This window comes from Pseudoflavonifractor sp. AF19-9AC, assembly GCF_003478995.1.
Lineage (GTDB): Bacteria > Bacillota > Clostridia > Oscillospirales > Oscillospiraceae > Lawsonibacter.
Genome location: NZ_QUGI01000001.1, coordinates 586,911 through 604,610 on the forward strand (window position 1 = coordinate 586,911; position 17,700 = coordinate 604,610).

General features: G+C 53.8%; 16 protein-coding genes, 1 pseudogene and 1 riboswitch. Of the genes and pseudogenes, 15 read left to right on the plus strand and 2 right to left on the minus strand.

The genetic code is table 11. From position 1 onward, the window contains the following. The first annotated feature begins 14 nt into the window (after positions 1–14). From DWX58_RS02795 to DWX58_RS02825, 7 genes are all read left to right on the plus strand, one after another. Positions 15–437 (plus strand): YrvL family regulatory protein, encoded by a 423-nt coding sequence (locus tag DWX58_RS02795; RefSeq protein ID WP_147382224.1) that lies wholly within the window; start codon positions 15–17, stop codon positions 435–437. 59 nt (positions 438–496) lie between these two features. Further along, positions 497–847 carry an SdpI family protein gene (locus tag DWX58_RS02800; RefSeq protein WP_118641516.1) on the plus strand — a complete coding sequence of 117 codons (351 nt, stop codon included), beginning with the start codon at positions 497–499 and terminating at the stop codon, positions 845–847. 6 nt (positions 848–853) lie between these two features. Continuing rightward, entirely contained in the window at positions 854–2,212 is a 1,359-nt protein-coding gene (glmM, locus tag DWX58_RS02805; protein WP_118641471.1) for a phosphoglucosamine mutase, read from the plus strand. Positions 2,213–2,446: 234 nt separating this feature from the next. After that, complete coding sequence (locus DWX58_RS02810; protein ID WP_118641472.1) at positions 2,447–3,061, plus strand: sigma-70 family RNA polymerase sigma factor; 615 nt, start codon at positions 2,447–2,449, stop codon at positions 3,059–3,061. A 63-nt stretch (positions 3,062–3,124) separates the two neighbouring features. Continuing rightward, positions 3,125–3,403, plus strand: a complete 279-nt coding sequence (locus tag DWX58_RS02815) for a zinc-ribbon domain containing protein (protein ID WP_118641473.1) — start codon at positions 3,125–3,127, stop codon at positions 3,401–3,403. 160 nt (positions 3,404–3,563) lie between these two features. After that, complete coding sequence (locus tag DWX58_RS02820) at positions 3,564–3,941, plus strand: helix-turn-helix transcriptional regulator (RefSeq protein WP_158579195.1); 378 nt, start codon at positions 3,564–3,566, stop codon at positions 3,939–3,941. Positions 3,942–4,245: 304 nt separating this feature from the next. Beyond that, positions 4,246–4,344: riboswitch (NiCo riboswitch) on the plus strand. Between the two features lie 99 nt (positions 4,345–4,443). Beyond that, complete coding sequence (locus tag DWX58_RS02825) at positions 4,444–5,364, plus strand: cation diffusion facilitator family transporter (RefSeq protein WP_118641475.1); 921 nt, start codon at positions 4,444–4,446, stop codon at positions 5,362–5,364. 71 nt (positions 5,365–5,435) lie between these two features. Here the strand turns inward: DWX58_RS02825 and DWX58_RS02830 are convergent, their stop codons facing one another. Continuing rightward, entirely contained in the window at positions 5,436–7,511 is a 2,076-nt protein-coding gene (locus DWX58_RS02830; RefSeq protein ID WP_199648645.1) for an LTA synthase family protein, read from the minus strand. A gap of 401 nt (positions 7,512–7,912) precedes the next feature. Here DWX58_RS02830 and DWX58_RS02835 point away from each other — a divergent pair, with 401 nt between their 5' ends. The 7 genes from DWX58_RS02835 (at position 7,913) to DWX58_RS02865 (ending at position 14,900) form a co-directional block, all read left to right on the plus strand. Further along, positions 7,913–8,452, plus strand: a complete 540-nt coding sequence (locus tag DWX58_RS02835) for a hypothetical protein (RefSeq protein ID WP_118641477.1) — start codon at positions 7,913–7,915, stop codon at positions 8,450–8,452. After that, positions 8,449–10,194 (plus strand): carbon starvation CstA family protein, encoded by a 1,746-nt coding sequence (locus DWX58_RS02840; protein ID WP_118641478.1) that lies wholly within the window; start codon positions 8,449–8,451, stop codon positions 10,192–10,194. The genes DWX58_RS02835 and DWX58_RS02840 overlap by 4 nt, the downstream gene beginning before the upstream one ends. A 206-nt stretch (positions 10,195–10,400) precedes the next feature. After that, the gene (locus tag DWX58_RS02845) at positions 10,401–11,033 is read left to right on the plus strand and encodes a hypothetical protein (RefSeq protein WP_147382225.1); all 633 of its coding nucleotides are present in this window, start codon (positions 10,401–10,403) and stop codon (positions 11,031–11,033) included. A 234-nt stretch (positions 11,034–11,267) separates the two neighbouring features. Continuing rightward, a complete protein-coding gene (gene greA, locus DWX58_RS02850) occupies positions 11,268–11,741 on the plus strand; it encodes a transcription elongation factor GreA (RefSeq protein ID WP_118641480.1) in 474 nt (157 codons plus the stop codon). 55 nt (positions 11,742–11,796) lie between these two features. Then, positions 11,797–13,299, plus strand: coding sequence for a lysine--tRNA ligase (gene lysS, locus DWX58_RS02855; RefSeq protein ID WP_118641481.1), 1,503 nt, complete (start codon positions 11,797–11,799; stop codon positions 13,297–13,299). Between the two features lie 163 nt (positions 13,300–13,462). Continuing rightward, the gene (locus tag DWX58_RS02860) at positions 13,463–13,666 is read left to right on the plus strand and encodes an antitoxin VbhA family protein (protein ID WP_118641482.1); all 204 of its coding nucleotides are present in this window, start codon (positions 13,463–13,465) and stop codon (positions 13,664–13,666) included. A gap of 187 nt (positions 13,667–13,853) precedes the next feature. Beyond that, on the plus strand, positions 13,854–14,900 hold the full coding sequence (locus DWX58_RS02865; RefSeq protein ID WP_118641483.1) for a Fic family protein: 1,047 nt from the start codon (positions 13,854–13,856) through the stop codon (positions 14,898–14,900). A 106-nt stretch (positions 14,901–15,006) separates the two neighbouring features. Here DWX58_RS02865 and DWX58_RS02870 read toward each other — a convergent pair. Next, positions 15,007–15,381: pseudogene (locus DWX58_RS02870) on the minus strand (helix-turn-helix domain-containing protein); the annotation flags it as partial. A gap of 354 nt (positions 15,382–15,735) precedes the next feature. Between DWX58_RS02870 and DWX58_RS02875 the strand changes: the two are divergent. After that, on the plus strand, positions 15,736–17,649 hold the full coding sequence (locus tag DWX58_RS02875) for an ATP-binding protein (protein WP_118641484.1): 1,914 nt from the start codon (positions 15,736–15,738) through the stop codon (positions 17,647–17,649). Positions 17,650–17,700 lie beyond the last annotated feature (51 nt).

The window sequence follows — 17,700 nt, forward strand, 5'->3', positions numbered from 1 at the left end:
GCGGGACGGTGAACATGAGAGAAAAAATCAAGCGGTTGCTGGGCACCCTTCTGGGAAGTGGAATTCTCTTCTTAATTGTTTGTTCGGTGTTTGCGGTTGTTTCCTTCCTGGGCGGCAATTTCATGGCCCTCTTTGGATTTTCCTATGAGAGTGTGGGAAGCCTGCTGCTGTATTTTGTGGCAGGTGAGCTCATCAGCCTGCCGCTGGAGCTGATTGTCGTCGGGATGTCCCAGGTCCTGTATCGGCAGGGACATGTCAATAGACGACAGGCTAATTTGCTTTACATCCCGCTGGACACTCTGGTTACCATTTTTGCCTTTTGGACGGCGGACCAATTGGTGTCCGGTGTCTCGGCCAGTGGGCTGTCGCTGTGGATGCTGGGCTTTTGTGCCGCTGTGATTACGGTTCCCATCAAAAAGAAGTCCTCAAAAGAATAAGAATCGAGGACCTAGGAGCAGAGAGGGGGAGCGCTGTGTTCTGGCTGTTTTGTACATCCATGAATCTGCTGATTCCCGTTATTATGCTGTATTTCGGCTGGCGCTTTCAAAAGCATCCGCCCAAGAACATCAACTCCTTTTATGGCTACCGCACCACGCGGTCCATGAAAAACCAGCAGACCTGGAACTTTGCCCATCAGGTATGCGGGAAGCTCTGGTTCCGGTTGGGGCTCATTCTGCTGCCGGTGTCCCTGGTGCCTATGATGTTTCTCTGGGGCCGGGGTGTGGATGAGATTGGAATGGGATGCATTCCAGTCATGGCCGTTCAGCTTGTGGTGCTGGTAGGCAGTGTTTTCCCGGTGGAGCAGGCATTAAAACAAAATTTTGACCAATTTGGCAGAAAGAGGTAATGATATATGGGTAAACTGTTTGGTACGGACGGAATTCGCGGTGTAGTCAACGCCGGCCTGGATGCAGATCTGGCTTATAAGGTCGGACTGGCTGCGGCTCAAGTTCTGGCCAAGAACAAAAAGCCGGGGGAGAAGCCGGTGGTCACCATCGGCAAGGACACCCGCATCTCCGGGGACCTGCTGAAGGGCTCCCTGATTGCCGGACTGTGCACCGCCGGTGCCGACGTGCTGGATCTGGGCACTCTGCCCACCCCCGGCGTGGCCTGGGTGACGGTGGACGAGGGTGCGGATGCCGGTATCGTCATTTCCGCCAGCCACAATCCCTTTGAGCACAACGGCATCAAGATCTTCAACGGCAAGGGCTTTAAGCTCTCCGATGAGCTGGAGGAGAAGATTGAGGATATCGTCCTCTTTGGCCACAACGATGTTCCCCGCAAGACTCACGGGGAGATCGGCAAGGTGAGCTATGTGGCGGAGAAGGCGGTGGCCGACTACATTGACCACCTCCAGTCCACCATCACCAGCGATCTGGCTGGCCTGCGCATCCTGGTGGATTGCGCCAACGGCGCCTCCTATACCACTGCGGCCCGGCTCTTTGACCAGTTCCCCAAGCTGCGTACCGACGTTATCAATGCCGACCCCGACGGCATCAACATCAACGATAAATGCGGTTCTACCCACATGGATTCTCTGGCTGCGATGGTAAAGGCGGGCGGCTACGACATCGGCATCGCCTTCGACGGTGACGCCGACCGGTGCCTGGCTGTGGATGAGAACGGCGTGCTCATTGACGGCGACCAGGTGATGGCCGCCTGCGGTCTGGATCTGAAGGGCAAGGGTAAGCTGCCCGGCGATGCGGTGGTGGCCACGGTCATGTCCAACCTGGGCCTGCATGTGTTTGCCAAGGAGAACGGCCTGAAGGTGGAGTGCACCGACGTAGGCGACCGGAACGTGCTGGAGCGCATGGTGGAGAAGGGCTATGTCCTGGGCGGCGAGCAGTCCGGCCATATGATTTTCCTGGACTATGCCACCACCGGAGACGGCCAGCTTACCGCTCTGCAGATTCTGGCCCTGCTGAAGGAGAGCGGAAAGAAGGCCTCTGAGGTATTTGGAGCCTGCCAGCGCTATCCCCAGGTGCTCATCAACATTCCTGTGGCCGACAACGACGTAAAGAAGGCTGTTATGGCCAGCCCGCTGCTGGCCCAGGCCATTCAGCAGGAGGAGGCTGCGCTGGGCGACGACGGCCGTGTGCTGGTGCGCCCCTCCGGCACTGAAGCGCTGATGCGTGTCATGGTAGAGGCCAAGACTCAGGAAGTGGCACAGCAGACCGCCCAGCGCCTGGCAGATTTGATTGCCGGACTCTAAGAGAGGGAGCGGTTGGGAGGGAGCGGCCGCCTGAAACTCGTTGAAAACAGAGGTTAGCGAGGAAATTCAGAGAAATTTTTGTTGGAAACGGTCACCTGGCCAAAAGAAAATGGGAATTATTTCCATTAAAAGGGAAAAATTAGGATTATATGGAAAAATGAACAAAATCTTTTGGCCGGCCCCTTGACAAATCCGTTCATTTTGTTTATTATGTCAGATAGTCGTAACATCAATATGCAATCGAATTATGGTCAACCAATCTCTGATGAGGAGTTGTGCAGCAGAGCGGCCCGGGGCGATTCCCAGGCGGAGACCGAACTGGTGCGCCGGTACAATCAGCTGGTGCGGGCCTGTGCCCGACCGCTGTTTCTGGCTGGCGGAGACAGCGAGGATCTCATTCAGGAGGGAATGCTGGGTCTGCTGACGGCCATCCGGGGCTTTGATCCCGGTCGGGACGCCGCGTTCCGCACCTATGCGGAAATCTGTGTGCGCAGCCGCCTGCTCAGCGCAGTTCGCGCGGCGCAGGGCGGTAAACACTCTCCCTTAAATCGCAGCATCTCTTTTGAACCCCCTCTTTTTGATGGAAGCAATTCGCACCCGTTCTCCAATGTGGAGAGTCCGGAGGACGTCATCATCGGCAGGGAGGAACTGAAAGAGCGGCTTGACGCTCTGAAGGGCCAGTTATCTGAGCTTGAGGCAAGTATTTTACCCCTCTATCTGAATGGTCTCTCCTGTGGAGAGATTGCAGGTCGGGTGGGAAGATCCCAAAAGTCGGTGGACAATGCAGTCCAGCGGATTCGGCGCAAGGTGGCGCAGCAATTTTCTTCCGGCGTATCCAGCGAGAGCTGATCGCAAATATTCCGCCCAAACAAGAATTTTGCTTGGGCAACAGTCAAAGAGAGGGAAAATCCAATGTACGAAGACAAGATCCTGGTATGTAAAGAGTGTGGCAAGGAGTTCACCTTCACCGCTGGTGAGCAGGAATTCTACGCCGAGCGCGGCTTCCAGAACGAGCCCCAGCGCTGCAAGGCCTGCCGTGACGCCCGCAAGAACGCTGCCCGCGGCCCCCGTGAGTACTTCACTGCTGTGTGCGCTGCCTGCGGCGGCGAGGCGAAGGTTCCCTTCGAGCCCAAGTCTGACCGTCCTGTCTACTGCAGCGACTGCTTCGCCAAGATGCGCGAGCAGCACTAATTTTTAAGATTAACCAGGAAAAAGGGGCGCCCAGTGGGGGCCCCTTTTCTGATAAATTGGGAGTCTGGAAGGCTGCAACCAGAGGTTGCGCATCTGCGAACGCTGCTTGGTAGCGGTGCAACCGCTCATCGGATAGGATAAGGGGGAAAGGAGGATGCGTATGACATTTGGCGAAGTCATTCAGTTGCGCCGCGGAGCGCTGGGCCTTTCCCAGGAGCGGCTGGCCGAGCTGGTAGGGGTGTCCCGCCAGGCGGTGAGCAAGTGGGAGGTGGGGGACGCCATGCCGGATACCGACCGGCTGCTCCCGCTGGCCCGGGCGCTGGAGATTACGGTGGACGAACTGCTCAGCGGCGAACTGGGGAGACAAGGGCCAGTGACGGAGCCCAACGAAAAACCGCCGGCACAGCACAGCGATCAGGAGCCCGGCTGGTTTGCCCTGCACTGGTACTGGCTGGGACTGATTCCTGTGGCCTGGGGCTGCTACATGCTGCTGAATCTGTTGGTGGGGCTGGTCTCCGTCGGCCTGTTTATTCGTTAGGAGGGGTGGACGTGACATATGTTGGATCCGGAGTGCCGGTAAGAATCGCTGCCTTTTTCCTTCTGTACGCCCTGGTGCCCCTGCTGGCTATAGCGGTGGGATTAGCCGTCTTTTTCCTGGGGCGCCGGTATGTGCAAAAGAAATATGGAAAACGCTGAAGAAAATGGCCGCTGATGCGGCCATTTTTTAGGAATGAAAAAGGTTACATAAAACCAAAAAGAGCATTGACAGGCGGCGGGTCATATGCTATCATGTGAACATTCTCTTTGCACTGCATCCTACCCCAAACAAAGCAGGGGCAACTACAGTACAAACTGAACAGGCCGCGGATTCAGAATTGAATTTGGGAGCCGGGCTGCGCAATGCGGCAGCAGATGGAGTTTCATGCATCTGTGGGACAGTAAGTATGTTCCATGGGTGTATTTTTTTATCCCCGGGGCATACAGGTCTGGAAGTCAATGATGGGTGCCATAGAGCTATCTTTCCGTTAGGAGGTAACATTATGGTGAAGGAACAACATGAAAACTTGGCGATGCGGGTATCCGCCGTCACAATCCTGGGAAACTTGGTCCTGACGGTCTTCAAACTGGCAGCGGGAATGATCGCCCACTCGGGAGCGATGATCTCGGACGCAGTTCATTCCGCTTCGGATGTACTGAGTACCTTTGTGGTGATTGCGGGGGTAAAGCTCTCCGGGAAGGAGTCGGATAAGGAGCACCCCTACGGACATGAGCGGCTGGAGTGCGTGGCGGCAGTGATTCTGTCCGTCATGCTGGCGATTACCGGAGCCGGCATTGGCTGGGCGGGGATTCAGAACATTTTCGGGGATGCCGCGGAGCTGGTGATTCCGGGACGGCTGGCGCTGGTGGCCGCTGTGATCTCCATCGTGTCCAAGGAGGCGATGTACTGGTACACACGGAATGCGGCGAAGAAGTTGGATTCCTCGGCGCTGATGGCCGATGCGTGGCATCATCGCTCCGACGCCCTTTCCTCTGTGGGTAGCTTTGTGGGTATCCTGGGTGCGCGGCTGGGCGTTCCGGTGTTGGATCCGGTGGCCAGCGTGGTCATCTGCCTCTTCATTTTGAAAGCGGCTGTGGACATTTTCAAAGACGCCATTTCCAAAATGATTGATACCGCTTGCCCTGAGAAAGTGGAGGAGGAGATGCGGGAGGTCGTGAAGGCACAGGACGGTGTTCTGGGCATTGACCGCCTTCAGACCCGCCTCTTTGGGGACCGGGTTTATGTGGAACTGGACATTGCAGCGGATGCAAACGCTACCCTGACCAAGGCGCACGATGTGGCAGTCCGGGTGCATGACGCCATTGAGGAGACGTTCCCCAAGGTGAAGCATTGTATGGTCCACGTCAATCCCTTTGAACCAGGGCAGAAGAACTGCCCCTGTGAGAATGGGGGCGCGTGCTGAGGCATGGTACGAATCGCTGAATAACAAATAAAAAACGGCCGCATGTGCGGCCGTTTTTTATTTTAAATCCCTCAGGGTAAGATGTTGTTTTCCGGGCGGCTTCCGCTGTCCCAGGGGGGAACAAAGTTGAAATCAAAGATGGAGTTCTCTTCTCTGGGAGGTCCATCCAGCGCAATGCGGTAATAATCCCGGTCCAGAATGGCGGCGGAATAGGCTACCCGGTTTTGTACCTCGGCCACCGTGTCGGCTACAGCTTCATAATCTGGCTCACTTCCGTCCCAGCAAGTAAACTGGTCGGTAGTGGAATTATAATAACCATGGGAAGTGATGAAGCTGTAATTGGAGAAGATGACCAGGCCTCCTGAGTCGGAGAGAATGTCCTCGCCCATAATAAGGCGGGAATCGTATTCCAGACCAAAGAGGTTGGAGAGGGTGGGCATCACGTCCAGGCTGGAGCAGTATTTGTCCACATAGACCGGCTCCGTCATGTCGGCGCTCCAGAGAATCAGCGTATTCTCATAGAGCTCAAACACGGGATCCACCTCGTGGCCCAACAGTTCGCTGTACTCCTCATCGGTGAGGCCGTAGGGATAGTGGTCGGCGGAGAGAACGATGACGGTGTCCTCCAGCTTGCCCGCCTCCTCCAGCTGTTCCATCAGGCTCTCCATGGCCAGCTCCAGCTCCATCTGACTGGCCAGGTAGCATTTGACGGTGTCGCTGTAGGGCAGGTCCTTTACCTCGTCCCAGTGGCGGCGGGACATGGCGTTTTCCTCCAGGCTGTAGTTCAGGTGCCCGCTGACGGTCAGACAATAGACCATAAACTGGTCCTCATTGACAAACATGGGGACAATTTTTTCCATCATCATCTCGTCGGAGGGGGGGAACATGTTGCCGCTTTCCAAATCCTCAGCCGGAATGATGTCTTCCTCCTCCAGCCCCTGCCCCAGAGCAACGTACTCATACCCCATATTGGGGTGGGAGAGGTTGCGGTCATAGTAATCATAGAGATAGTCATGGAACGCCATGGTGCGGTAGCCCAGCTTGGAAAACTGGTTGCCCAGAGCAAAGGGCATGTAGTTTTGAGAGGACCGGGAGTAGCTCCAGATACCGGATTTCGGGATCAATCCAGTGGTGGTGACATACTCGCCGTCGGAGGTGGATACTCCCCACAGAGGGGTATAGAAGTGTTCAAAGACGAAGCCCTGATGAGAGAGCTTCCACAGCGTGGGCGTGCGGTAGGGGTCCATGGCCAGGGTGGAGAAGCCTTCTGCCACAATCCATATCAGATTCTTTCCTTCAAAGGCTCCCGTCCACTCGTTTTCCGGAGTGGCTTCCCGCTGGGAGAACCACTGGTGCATCTGTATGAGGTCCTCATCGTCGGTTTGGGCAATCAACTGGTCGAAGTCAATGTCCATCTGATGGAGAGCATAGGACGACGTGGAGTCTCCGGACTGGTCGCCAGGCACTTGGGAAGAGCCAGATGATGTACTGGAACCGTCAGCCGGTTGATCGGGGTCAATGCCGAACAAAACGCGGCGGATTTCCATTTGGGTTTGGGTCAGCATGCCGAAATACTGGGTTTCCAGCTCCGGGACGGCGGCCTGTGTATAAATGTATCGAAGGGACAGATAGCCGCTGCCGCACAGAAGTACGATTCCAATGCCCAGCAGCTGCACAATGGCGGCGGCAGCGGCCCACCGCAGTCGGAGTCCTTTGGGATGGGGCTGTTCGAAAAGAATGCGCGAGCGGAGGGAGAAGGAGAGAAGAACCGGAATGACCATCAGGACAATGGGGAACCAATTGAGTACAATTTCCCAGACGGCCATATCGCCAAAGGCACCGGCTACCATGACCATTTTGGTCAGGGAGAAAATGGTCAGGAAAGTTTTAAACAGTCGGTAATAAATGGTCTGCGCGCCCAGCCAGAGGGATAGAAGAACGGTACACAGGGGCAGCAGGATCCGTCCGTACTTGACAGGTACTCCGCCGCACAAAAGGCCAAGCAGCAGGGCGGGCGGAATCGTGAATAAAAATGTAAAAAGGACGCTGGCAATGGTCAGGCTCTGAAAGCAAATCAGCTTTAAAACCAGCTCCTCATAATAAATAACTGCAAGAAAGAAGAGCGAGGGCGCCGCAAGACGCCGCAAACCATCAAGGGAGAGCTTCCTTTTTGTTCCGGAGATGAGGTGATTCATCATTCGTCCTCCCAAAGGAAAGAAAAATGGGGTGGAGAGTAATGTGATTTCATTGTAGCCCATTCCCCAGGCAGTGTCAAATTAAAAGGAATACCAAGAGAAAATAGTTTGAATTGCATAAAAATACAAAATAAAATGGAGCGGATTTTGGCGATTACGGGAGAAGTTTTGCTTGAAAAAAGGGGGTCAATCTGCTATGATAACCCTGGAATTAATAATTTATTCATAATTGCCGCCTGGTGTCGGGAACGTTTCCACTCCAGAAAGGGAAGGAATGAGCAGCCTGGAAGACAACAGGGCTGCTTTCCGTTTTGCCCAAAGCCGGGATCGGAGAGCAAAGAGGGAGGTACCCCATGTCTCAGCTGCGTCAGGCTGTTGTTGAAGGCCTGAAAAGCGCCTACGCAACCTATTATGATATTACTCCGGTGGAGGACGGCAGCGGGCTGTGTGCCCTGTGCGCCTATCATCTGCGGGACAGTCAGTATGTTCTGTTCAAAAAGGCGGAGCTGTGGGCGGCGGAGAGCCATGAGTACCTCTATTTATGGTCGCTGGATACCTTGGACGATGCGGCGCTGAACGAAATATTTGCCCGTGTGCTGGAGGATGGAGAGGGGAAGATCCGTCCCCATCTGCAGCACATGTACACCTACCTGACGGCGGTGGTGCTTTATGACAGCGCCCAGCCGCAGACCCTGGCCCAGCTGAAGAAGCTGAAGAAGCGCAGGGAATATAAGCTATCGCTCCATGGATGGATGGAGTTTCGAATAGCAGCCGTGGATATCTCCACGGGGGAGATGACCGTCAACCGCAGCGGGAAACGGATGGAAAAGGACCTGAAGCGGCTGATGGATCGCATCATCTCCAAACACAAAGGAGAGGAGAAAACTCAATGAATGCAATGCTAGTTGTCATCGTTGGCATTATCATTCTGATCGTAGGTTATATTTTCTACGGCGGATGGCTTGCCAAGCAGTGGGGCGTTGACGATTCCAAGGTCACCCCTGCCCATGAGTTGGAGGACGGCATGGACTATGTGCCTGCCAAGGCCCCCGTTCTGATGGGTCACCACTTTTCCTCCATCGCCGGTGCCGGCCCCATCAACGGCCCAATCCAGGCAGCCGTCTTTGGCTGGGTGCCTGTGGTGCTGTGGGTTCTGATCGGCGGTATCTTCTTCGGCGCTGTTCATGACTACGGTGCTCTGTTCGCCTCCATCCGCCACAAGGGGCAGTCCCTGGGCGAGGTTGTGGCTCTGAACATCGGCGATCGTGCCAAGAAGCTGTTCCTGATCTTTTCTTACCTGACCCTGGTGCTGGTGGTGGCCGCTTTCGCCTCCATCGTGGCCAGCACCTTCCAGGCTACTTATGTGGACGGCGTAGTGGACACCGCTGCTTCCGCCACCAACGCCTCTGTGGCTATGATCTCCCTGCTGTTCATCGTTATGGCCATCCTGTTCGGCTTCTTTGTCTACCGCAAGGGCGCTTCTCTGTCTGTGGCCACCATTGCCGGCGTGATCGGCATTGTGATCTGCCTGGCTATCGGCCTGAAGTGGCACCCCATCTATCTGGGCAACTCCGCCTGGATGTGGGTCATCGGCGTTTACATCCTGATCGCCTCCGTGGCTCCCGTGTGGATCCTGCTCCAGCCCCGTGACTACCTCAGCTCTTTCCTGCTGTATGCCATGATGGTCATCGCCGCTGTGGGCGTCATCGGCGCCGGCCTCACCGGTGCGGACGCTGCCCACATGGATATGCCCGCCTTCACTGGCTGGTATGACGAGCTGGCCCCCACCGGCAGCTCCCTGGGCTATGTGTTCCCCGCTCTGTTCGTGACCATCGCCTGCGGCGCCATTTCCGGCTTCCACTCCCTGGTGGGCTCCGGTACCACTGCCAAGCAGCTGGACCACGAGCGCGACGCCAAGCCCATCGCTTACGGCGGCATGCTCATCGAGTGTGCCCTGGCTCTGATCTCCCTGAGCGCCGTGTCCTTCATCTGGACCGAGTACGCCTCCGGTGAGATCGTGACCCCCACCCAGGTGTTCGCCACCGGTATTTCCCGCATGGTGGCCTCCATCCCCGGCCTGGCCGGCGCTCAGCAGACCATCGCTTCTCTGCTGGTTCTGACTGTCTCCGTGTTCTGCCTGACTTCTCTGGACACCGCCACTCGTCTGGCCCGCTACATGTTCCAGGAGTTCTGGCTGAAGCCCGGTGAGACCTACAAGGATGCCACCGGCTTCAAGGCTGTGCTGTGCAACCCCGTGGTGGCCACTGCCATCACCGTGGTGGCTGGCGTCGGCCTGGGCATGACCGGCTACTCCAAGATTTGGCCTCTGTTCGGCGCTGCCAACCAGCTGCTGGCCGCTCTGGCTCTGCTGACCGTGTGTGCCTGGCTGGGCAACATCGGCCGCAACAACAAGATGTTCTACATCCCCATGCTGTTTATGCTCATTGTCACCCTGACCTCTCTGGCTCAGACTGTCACCAGCAAGGTGGCCGCCATCTCTGCTGGCAAGGCTGCTGGTGACTGGGGCCCCTATGCTCAGGCTATTCTGGGCACTCTGCTCTTCGTGCTGGCTCTGGTGCTGGCTTGGGAGGGCATCCAGACCATCTTCTTCAAGAAGAAGGCTGCCAACAAGTAAATTTCCATCCGACAGGAGGACCTGGTGTATGCCAGGTCCTCTTTGTTTTGCCGTGCATAGGGAATAGCACTACCGGCATAGATTGGAGATACCGTGTGCCAGGATTCGCACGGGAAGGCCATGATGCGGGAGGCAAAGGAATGCTGGGTCAGCTGGTTTTAAACGAGAGAGGCGGGGGAAAAGCAGAACGTGCACAGCTATACGGATTGACAGTGCTGAGAGTCGGCGCGGACCCGGAGGGCTGGCTGGGCCAGCACAGGCTGCGGAAAGCCGGACGGGCCCTCCGCCGGGGCGGGGCAATGCGGATTTTGACGCCGGCTGGATTTCAGCAGTGGGACCTGATGCAGGCCTGCGGCCTGGGCGCAGTCAGCCCTCTGGCGTTCCTCCGGGCTCAGGGAGCTTCGTTGGCCCTGGGTGCACTGGAGCGGCAGGGGCTCGCACCGGACCGCTCAGTGGTTGCGCTGCAGGGCGGACGGGTGGACCGGGAACTGGTCCGGGCAGCGGTGGAGCTGTGCCCCCGGGTTCGGCGTCTGGTGATCGACGTGCCCAGAGGAGGGAGGGAGCTGGCAGACTGGCTGCGGCAGGAATTTGGAATTCCGGTGCTCCCACCGGAGGAGCCATCACCGGTGTCCCTGGGCTTCAGCGGCAAAGAACATTTGGAGGAGGCAGAGGAGAGGGCGAGGGGGATGTCCCTGACTCTCTATGGGGCTAGCCCCAGCCTGGCTGGACTGGTGGTTTCCGCCCCAAGGCTGGACCGGGAGGACCGGGAGCGGCTTCCGCTGATGGCTGCTCTGTGGGAAGAAGGGCGGCTTCCCCCGGATGGGATAAAAATTACCTGACTACTTGACAGAATAAGTAGGAAAACCTATAATAATTCCTACTGAACAAAGCGGTGAGCCTTGAAAGGAAATCTTTCAGGGCAGATCTGCTTTGTTCAAATGCAGATTTACGGCAAATTTTTCGGATACCGGTCTGCAGGCGGCCCATGGAAACAGCACTGGCGGCCGCAGTGAATTTGGATGGAACGCCTGGGCAGGGCCTAGGCATATTTTTGGAAAGGTGTGCAGGCAATCATGGCGAAGGAGTATAAATTGAGTCCTCAGCGTCTGAAGGAGCTGCAGGATGAAATGAATTACCTGAAGACGGTTCGTGAGAAGGAAGTGGCTGAGCTCATTAAGGAGGCCCGTTCCTTCGGCGACCTGAGCGAGAACAGTGAGTACGATGAGGCTAAGAATGAGCAGGGCAAGCTCTACTCCCGTATGGCCGAGCTGGAGGAAATCCTCTCCAACTATGTGGTCATTGACGAGGAGGAGCAGACTGGAGACTATGTCCGTCTGGGCTCCACCGTCACCGTTCTGGACAAGGAGTTTAATGAGGAGCAGACCTACAAGATTGTGGGCTCTCAGGAGGCCGATCCCATGAACGGAGCCATTTCCGAGGACTCCCCCTTTGGCAAGGCTCTGCTGGGTAAGAATCCCGGGGACCAGGTCACTGTGGATGCCCCTGCCGGCCCCATTGAATATCAGGTGCTCAAGGTAGAGCGCTGAGTTCACCAAGAAGATTATGACGGCCACGTGGCCGAGAGAGATAGGAGTGGTCAACATGGCCGAGAAGAATCAACAGCCTGCGGCTCAGGAGCAGAATCTGTCCCAGCTGCTGCAGATCCGCCGGGACAAGCTGAAGGAGCTGCAGGAGAACGGCAGCGATCCGTTCCAGATTACCCGGTATGTGGTGGATAATGACTCCGCCAACATCAAGGAAAATTTTGACGCCCTGGAAGGGAGCCCCGTCTCCATTGCCGGCCGTCTCATGTCCAAGCGGGGCATGGGCAAGGTGTCCTTCTGCGACCTGCAGGACAAATCCGGCCGCATCCAGCTCTATGCCCGGAAGGACGAGATGGATGAGGAGGAGTATAACCGCTTTAAGAAGTACGACATCGGCGACATTGTGGGGGTCAAGGGCGTGGTGTTCCGCACCCAGCGGGGCGAGATGTCCGTGCGGGTGGAGCAGGTGACTCTGCTCTCCAAGTCCCTGCTGCCCCTGCCTGAGAAGTTCCACGGTCTGACCAACACCGAGCTTCGGTACCGTCAGCGCTATGTGGACCTGATCGTCAACCCGGAGGTGAAGCGCAACTTCATCATCCGCTCCCAGTTCATCAAGCACGTCCGGGACTTCATGGACGGCCGCGGCTTCATGGAGGTGGAGACCCCCGTTCTGAACACCATCTCCGGCGGCGCCACTGCCCGGCCCTTTATCACCCATCACAACACCCTGGACATCGACATGTATATGCGCATCGCCACCGAGCTGCCCCTGAAGCGGCTCATCGTGGGCGGTATGGACCGGGTGTATGAGATCGGCCGTATCTTCCGCAACGAAGGTATGGACCCCAAGCACAACCCTGAGTTTACCACCATCGAGCTCTATCAGGCCTATGCCGATTTCAACGACATGATGGACCTCTTCGAGGATTTGCTGTCCTCCGCCGCCATGAAGATTCTGGGCACCTACCAGGTGGAGTGGCAGGGCGAGAAGATCGACCTGACCCCCGGCTGGCCCCGCATGCCCATGCACGAGGCGGTCAAGAAGTACTGCGGCATCGACTTTATGGCTATCACCTCCGACGAGGAGGCCGTGGCCGCTGCCAAGTCCATCGGCGTGGAGCTGCCTGAGACCGCCGATAAGACCTGGGGCAATGCCCTCTACGAGTGCTTTGACCAGAAGGTGGAGGAGAAGCTCATTCAGCCCACCTTCATCACCATGCACCCTGTGGACGTGTCCCCCCTGGCCAAGCGCTCTCCCAGCGATCCCCGCCTCACCGAGCGCTTCGAGCTGTTCATCTGCCACAGCGAGATGGGCAACGCCTTCTCCGAGCTCAACGACCCCATTGACCAGCGCCAGCGCTTCCAGAAGCAGGTGGAGCTGCGGGATAAGGGCGATGACGAGGCCGGCATGATGGACGAGGACTTCCTCACCGCTCTGGAGTACGGCATGCCTCCCACGGGCGGCCTGGGTATCGGCATCGACCGCTGCGTCATGCTGCTGACCAACTCCGATTCCATCCGGGAGGTCATTCTGTTCCCCACGATGAAGCCTTTGGACTGACGGACGGCCCGCAAACCCGCATAAAATCTAGGTTTTTGAGTAGTCGTGTTTACTACAGTTACAACAATTTTACTACAATTTGAAAACCTTTGATGAAAAGACACGGGACCGCCGGTACGCTGGCGGTCCCGTTCTGCTATTACGATATGGAGTTGAACAAACAATGAGAGAGAATTTCCATAAAAGGCTTGCGGCCGTCAAAACCGCAGATGCGATCAACGCGATCAAGGGTGTACCGGTTTCTGCGGATGCAAAGTTCCTGTCAGAGAAGTGGGTCCGAGGGGAATTGACCGGAGAACAGATGAAACAGGAGTTGCTGGACCTCCATCGGAAGATTGCGGCAGTGGAGAATCGGAGCGATTATTGAGTTCAAAAGGCTGTGGGGCATGAAAAGCGTTATAGCAGCAGACCTATGGGGGAAACAGGATTGATTTCCCTTACAGACGTATAGTATCCCTTAAAACTGATATACTGATAAGGGAAAGGTTCCTCCTAGAGTTGAATTTTCCCTTATTCTATGGTAAAATTTAAGGAAATGAAGGGAGGATAAGGGTATGCGTGTATTCAACTACTCTGCGATCCGGGAGCAGAAGTGGGACTCGGAGATTTTGGGCCTGATTGCGGCGATCTATAAAGAAGCCGGAAAGCAGGAACTGTACCTGAAACAGCGGCCAGAGGAATTGGAGAAACTGGTAGAGATCGCAAAGGTGCAGAGCACCGAGGCATCTAATGCCATTGAGGGCATCGTGACCACAAACACCCGTATCCGGCAGCTTGTGGAGGAGAAAACAACGCCGAGAAACCGGGACGAACAGGAGATTGCAGGTTATCGGGACGTGCTGAACCTCATCCACGAGAACTTTGACGCCATCCCCATCACCCAGAACTACATCCTGCAGCTCCACAAGATCCTCTACAGCCACATGAACAATCCCATGGCGGGCAGGACCAAAAGCGTGCAGAACTACATCAGCGCCACCTATCCCGACGGCCATGTGGAGACCTTGTTTACGCCACTGGCTCCCTATGAAACGCCGGAGGCCCTGGACAGAATCTGCGAGGAATACAACCGGGTCATTGGGAACATGGAAGTGGAGCCGCTGATTGTTATTCCCGTGTTCATCCACGACTTTCTTTGCATTCATCCCTTCAACGACGGAAACGGCAGAATGAGCCGCCTGCTGACCACGTTGCTGCTCTACCGCAGCGGGTTCTATGTAGGCAAATATATCTCACTGGAGGCCAAGATTGCAAAAAACAAGGATATCTATTATGATGTCCTGGGTCAGGCGCAGATCGGATGGCATGAAGGCACCGAAGATGTGGTTCCGTTCATCAAGTATCTGCTGGGGACCATTCTTTCCGCCTACAAGGATTTTGAAGATCGCTTTGCTCTGGTGGAGACCAAACTCCCTGCCCTGGAGACTGTGCGCCGGGCGACCATGGAGAAAATCGGCCGGTTTACGAAGCAGGACATTCGGGAATTGTGCCCTTCACTCAGTATCAGCTCCATCGAAGGGGCGCTGCGGAAATTGGTGGCATCCGGCGAACTGAAACGGGAGGGTACTGGGAAGAACATTTGCTATTACAGATTAAAATGATTCCCTCAATTATCGAGTCGTTATAAAAATCAAACAGGGGGAAACTGTATACAGAGCGGTTTCTTCCTGCACTTGCATCACCTCTTTCCAGATATGGGTTATCCTATGGGTTATCCATATCCGGGGTTTCAGTATCTGGACAAGCCGTATCCGGCTCGTCTTCACACGGCTGGCCCGTGTCCGGGGGATGGGGCGTCTTATAGATAACATACTCCCCATCCATGATCTTATCTTTACTGTCCCGCATACGGTTGCAGACTATGTACCCAGCTCGCTCCAGCGCCTTTAGAACGGAACCGATTCTGTCCGTGCCATCCTTGCAGATTTTGGATGGGCTTCTGGTGATGTAGTTCCAATCCTCCGGCAAAAACAGTATCATGGAGAGCAACCCTTTGGATTTCAGCGACAGCCCTGCGTTGCGCAGGTGGTGGTTGGACATCACCGTGTAGTCGCGAGTTTTCTCGATCCGAAATACCGCCATTTTATCACCTCCTTTCGGTGGTCTGAAAAAGTGCTTGTTTTTGGGGAAAAGTAGCCCTCTATGCCGCCCGGATACCCCGGAGGGAGAAAACTATGGGCGGCGACCTTTTGGCTGACTATAGAAGAAAAAACATTGGATTTTGGAATCATTTCGGGATGATTTTTGGCATAAAAAAGCACCATAGAATTTTCCTATGGCATAAAAATCCAACGCAAAGCTATTTTATTAACTTAATTCTGTTGCTCGCAAACGAATTTTTACTCTCATTAGAATTTAGGGGCGGTATTCTTGAAAACAATTCTATGATAAGGTATACTGTATTAAATTGTACTATTTGCGATAGAGGGAGGACAAATGGATAATAAGAGTGCCGTTTCTTTTGAAGAAAACTACATTTTTCGGAACAACAGATCTATTACCTCCAATAGTGATATTGCATTGACAGAGTTTGTTGCTAATGCTTGGGATGCAGGCGCACATAATGTGGAAATTACCATTCCATATGAAGAACATGAAAAAATAGTTGTTGAAGACGATGGCGTGGGTATGACAGATGAAGAGTTTCATAGCAGGTGGATGACACTGAATTATGATCGCCAAAAGCGGCAAGGCAAAGAAGTAGAATTCCCTGCTGATGTTGAAAGTTCAAAGAGAATTGCATATGGCCGAAATGGTATCGGTCGACATGGAATGCTCTGTTTTGCAGATAATTATACTGTTGAAACCTGGAAAGATGGAAAGTGTAATACCTATGATATTGTCATCTCTCAGGGTGATGCTCCATTCAAAATAATTAGGCACACTACTTGTGATAAAGCAGGGCATGGCACAAGAATAAGTACCTTTGTGAGTAGACATCTGCCAAATGCAACTGCAATGACGGATATACTATCTGCGCGCTTTTTGTATGACCCTAAATTCATTGTAAAAATAAATGGGAAATGCATTGACCTGTCCCGCCATAAAGGAATTGTTTTTTCAAAAGACTTTTTAACATCAACAAACGCTACTCTATCAATGACCGTCATTGATTCAGAAAAAACAGCAGCAAAATCTCAACAACACGGTATAGCATTTTGGATTTCAGGGCGCTTAGTCGGGCAACCTTCTTGGACATACGGGAAAACGACTTTTCTTGATGGTAGATTGAAAGCCGCCAAACGATACACAATCATTATAAAATCAGATGATTTAATTGATGATGTTCTTCCTGATTGGAGCGGATTTATTAGTTCACCCAATATGGAAAGTGTTTATCGCTGTATTAAATCTGAAGTTGATGAATTTATTAAATCAGTGATGAAAGATCATCTTAATGAAGTCCGGTTGGATGTAATAAAAGATGTAAGAGACGAATTGGAAACTCTGAACATTACTGGTCAAAGAAACATTTCAGCATTTATTGAAAAGGTAACCGATGAAAATCCTATAATTACACCAGACTACCTTCACAGCGCTGTCGAAGCCATGATTTCTATAGAACGGGCCAAAAAAGGTGAATTGCTTCTCAGCCAATTGGGACAGATGACGCCGGATCAGATCGACAAGCTCACAGATATATTAACTTCCTGGGATGTAGATGATATTGCTACAGTAATCGGAGAGATTGATAAGCGCATTGTGGTTATTGAAGCAATCCAACGCATCTATGATGATAAAACCACGGAGGAACTGCACACACTGCATCCACTTATTCTTAATGCAAGATGGCTTTTTGGCGCCCAGTTTGATTCTCCAATGTTTGTATCCAATTCAGCATTAACTACTGTTGTTAAGAACTTATTTAAAGAGGAAGATTATGACTTGGATGAAATAAGCAATCCAAGACGCAGACCGGATATTATTTGCCTCAAACAATTTTCGTTAAAAGCAGTATGTACTGATCGAATAGATCTTACTGCTGGAGAAATAATGAAACCAGACCAAATCTTGATTGTAGAGGTGAAACGAGGCGGGTTTGAAATTACTGAACAAGAAGTTAGCCAAGTAGAGTATTATGTTAGACAAATTCGAAAATCAGCGGTACTACATAGTTCCGCAACGATTGACGCCTATGTGGTTGGGGCAAAACTTGGAGATATAGATCCCGAAAAGGAAACCACAAGCGGTCGAATTCACGCTGTTACTTATGGCCAACTTGTGGACACTGCAAGCAGGAAATTGTTTCGGCTACGAGATCGCCTAAAAGAGCATTACGATGCATTGGGACAGGAAAGCATTGTTGAACAAGCGCTTAAAGAGACAAAACAGCTAAAGCTTGAAGTTTAAATTTTTGCCTTAGAAACAATCGAGCGCCATAGGTTGCAAACCTATGGCGCT

Excerpts from the sequence above, each read along its gene's own strand:
- DWX58_RS02795 (WP_147382224.1), top strand. The coding sequence starts at position 15 with ATGAGAGAAAAAATCAAGCGGTTGCTGGGCACCCTTCTGGGAAGTGGA.
- DWX58_RS02875 (WP_118641484.1), top strand. The coding sequence starts at position 15,736 with ATGGATAATAAGAGTGCCGTTTCTTTTGAAGAAAACTACATTTTTCGG.
- DWX58_RS02825 (WP_118641475.1), top strand. The coding sequence starts at position 4,444 with ATGGTGAAGGAACAACATGAAAACTTGGCGATGCGGGTATCCGCCGTC.
- DWX58_RS02800 (WP_118641516.1), top strand. The coding sequence starts at position 497 with ATGAATCTGCTGATTCCCGTTATTATGCTGTATTTCGGCTGGCGCTTT.
- glmM (WP_118641471.1), top strand. The coding sequence starts at position 854 with ATGGGTAAACTGTTTGGTACGGACGGAATTCGCGGTGTAGTCAACGCC.
- DWX58_RS02820 (WP_158579195.1), top strand. The coding sequence starts at position 3,564 with ATGACATTTGGCGAAGTCATTCAGTTGCGCCGCGGAGCGCTGGGCCTT.
- DWX58_RS02865 (WP_118641483.1), top strand. The coding sequence starts at position 13,854 with ATGCGTGTATTCAACTACTCTGCGATCCGGGAGCAGAAGTGGGACTCG.
- DWX58_RS02860 (WP_118641482.1), top strand. The coding sequence starts at position 13,463 with ATGAGAGAGAATTTCCATAAAAGGCTTGCGGCCGTCAAAACCGCAGAT.
- greA (WP_118641480.1), top strand. The coding sequence starts at position 11,268 with ATGGCGAAGGAGTATAAATTGAGTCCTCAGCGTCTGAAGGAGCTGCAG.
- DWX58_RS02810 (WP_118641472.1), top strand. The coding sequence starts at position 2,447 with ATGCAATCGAATTATGGTCAACCAATCTCTGATGAGGAGTTGTGCAGC.
- DWX58_RS02835 (WP_118641477.1), top strand. The coding sequence starts at position 7,913 with ATGTCTCAGCTGCGTCAGGCTGTTGTTGAAGGCCTGAAAAGCGCCTAC.
- DWX58_RS02840 (WP_118641478.1), top strand. The coding sequence starts at position 8,449 with ATGAATGCAATGCTAGTTGTCATCGTTGGCATTATCATTCTGATCGTA.
- lysS (WP_118641481.1), top strand. The coding sequence starts at position 11,797 with ATGGCCGAGAAGAATCAACAGCCTGCGGCTCAGGAGCAGAATCTGTCC.
- DWX58_RS02815 (WP_118641473.1), top strand. The coding sequence starts at position 3,125 with ATGTACGAAGACAAGATCCTGGTATGTAAAGAGTGTGGCAAGGAGTTC.